Source organism: Psychrobacter pasteurii (assembly GCF_900162815.1).
Lineage (GTDB): Bacteria > Pseudomonadota > Gammaproteobacteria > Pseudomonadales > Moraxellaceae > Psychrobacter > Psychrobacter pasteurii.
This window is the reverse complement of record NZ_FUGD01000133.1, coordinates 1-2,160: the sequence shown is the minus strand read 5'-3', so window position 1 is coordinate 2,160 and position 2,160 is coordinate 1. Positions and strand designations below refer to the sequence as shown.

Below are 2,160 nucleotides of genomic sequence, written 5' to 3'. Positions count from 1 at the left end.
TGACAGTAGTCCAAAAGGTAGAGCAGGCTTGCGAATAAGAGGATGGGCTTGTGCTGAGTGTGGCACATGGCATGATAGAGATATCAATGCTGCTAAGAATATCCTTGCGGTCGGGCTTGACCGTCTAGCTGTAGGAATCCCCTCGGTTTAGCGAGGGGAGGAAGTCAAAGGTAGGTAAGCTAAGATTTCTAGAGGTTTAAAAGAGGGTAGGAGCCAAGTTTCGTTTTTAGAGTAGGCATAAAAAAAGCTGAGTGTGATACTCAGCTTTTTTGTACAAATATGATTACTTAAGTTTTACTCAGCAGCCAAAAAGTCCGGCATATCGGCAGCAGTTTTCTCAAGTTTTTTCAGTTTCTTTTTACCAAGACCACCTAGTACTTCAACCGCATAACGCAGGCGAGTTAGGGTCATATCAGCGCCAATAATATACATAGAGTTCATTACTGGGGTTGATGAGGTACTGCCGGCAATAGTGATAAAGAACGGCGCCATCATGTCACGCAGTTTGATATCCATCGCACCGCTTAAGCCTTTTAAAATGGCAAAGATGTTCTCTTCGGTCCACTCAGGCAGCGCTTCTAGCTTCCAAGTAGCAATCTGTAGGATCTCCATGATTTGCTCAGCAGTTAGCGACTTGTGCTCAAAGCTCTCAGCGGTAATATTAGGCAAGTTCTGGAAATAAAAACCACCCCAGTTAACCGCATCTGATAACAGGTGAATACGTGGCTGAATCGCAGCGGCAATGGCGGTTAGCTTGTCTGAGTCATTCGCCCAGTCTAAGATTTTGTTCTTTAATTGTTCTGGAGTTAGGGCACGTAGCCACTCACCGTTCAACCAGTTTAGCTTCTCGATATCGAAGATAGGGCCACCCAGTGACACACGAGTGATGTCAAAGCTTTCAATCATCTCATCAAGGGTGAAGATTTCTTTGTCGTCAGGCATTGAGTAGCCCATACGGCCTAAGTAGTTTAGTAGCGCTTCTGGCAACACGCCGGCATCACGATAATAGGTGATAGAGGTTGGGTTTTTACGCTTAGACAGCTTTGATTTATCTGGGTTACGCAGCAGTGGCATATGGCACAATACTGGCATCTCCCAACCGAAGTATTCATATAATAACTGATGCTTAGGCGCAGAGTTTAACCACTCTTCACCACGGATAACGTGAGTGATTTCCATTAAGTGGTCATCAACTACGTTGGCTAGGTGATAAGTTGGCAGGCCGTCTGTTTTTAACAGCACTTGCATGTCCACTTGTTCCCAAGGAATTTCCACTTCACCGCGCAGCATGTCTTGCACTTTACAAACACCTTCAGTTGGCACTTTCATACGGATAACGAAAGGCTTGCCTTCAGCGGCTAATTTGTCAGACTCTTCTTTTGGGAAATTGGCGTAGCGGCCATCGTAATGTGGGTTTTCACCACGGGCGATCTGCTCTTTACGCATTTCATCTAATTCTTCTGGGGTACAGAAACAGCGGAAAGCGTGGCCTTTATCTAACAACTCTTGGGCGTATTTTTTATAAATGTCACTGCGCTCGCTTTGACGGTATGGCGCATGCGGACCTCCATTGTCTGGACCTTCTGCCCAATCTAGACCTACCCAGCGTAGAGCGTCCAAAATCATTTTTTCAGACTGCTCAGTAGAGCGGCTTTGGTCGGTGTCTTCGATACGTAAAATGAATTCGCCGCCATTTGCTTTAGCGAATGCTAAGTTAAATAAGGCAATATAAGCTGTGCCTACGTGTGGAAAGCCCGTTGGAGAAGGGGCAATGCGAGTACGAACAGGACGATTTGCAGCAGTCTGTGTCATAAGGTTTCTCTTATAATCTGTTTATATTAAAAGGACGAAAGAAGCGATAGTCGCCACAATAAAGGGCGTAATAATAAGAATTAAAAATGGAATGATAATTTAAAAGACATTATAACAGGTTTGGGCTAAGGCTCATAAAACAGAGATAGGCAGTCAATAAATTTTTTTAGGTTTAAAGACAAAAAAACTGTTAAAATTCTTGTTAAAACAAGGCGAAACATTGACCTCCTCCCCTCGCTAAACCGAGGGGATTCCTACAGCTAGACGGTCAAGCCCGACCGCAAGGATGTTCTTAGCAGCATTGATATCTCTATCATGCCATGTGCCACACTCAGCACAAGCCCATCC

At 44.7% G+C, this 2,160-nt stretch carries 3 protein-coding genes; 1 reads left to right on the top strand and 2 read right to left on the bottom strand.

The window, feature by feature from the left end; genetic code table 11:
- On the top strand, nucleotides 1-151 hold a 151-nt coding region (locus tag A1232T_RS11950), incomplete at its 5' end, for a zinc ribbon domain-containing protein (protein ID WP_143513945.1).
- 143 nt (nucleotides 152-294) lie between these two features.
- Here A1232T_RS11950 and gltX read toward each other — a convergent pair.
- Both gltX and A1232T_RS11935 read right to left on the bottom strand, forming a co-directional pair.
- Nucleotides 295-1,812: a glutamate--tRNA ligase gene (gene gltX / locus A1232T_RS11940; RefSeq protein ID WP_077449625.1), complete on the bottom strand. Its 1,518-nt coding sequence runs from the start codon at nucleotides 1,810-1,812 to the stop codon at nucleotides 295-297.
- A 237-nt stretch (nucleotides 1,813-2,049) separates the two neighbouring features.
- Nucleotides 2,050-2,160 (bottom strand): zinc ribbon domain-containing protein (locus A1232T_RS11935; protein ID WP_143513992.1); only part of this gene is annotated, 111 nt, incomplete at its 5' end.

What these genes read in the sequence shown, in the direction of transcription:
- gltX (WP_077449625.1), bottom strand. Translation starts at nt 1,812, where the DNA reads ATGACACAGACTGCTGCAAATCGTCCTGTTCGTACTCGCATTGCCCCT.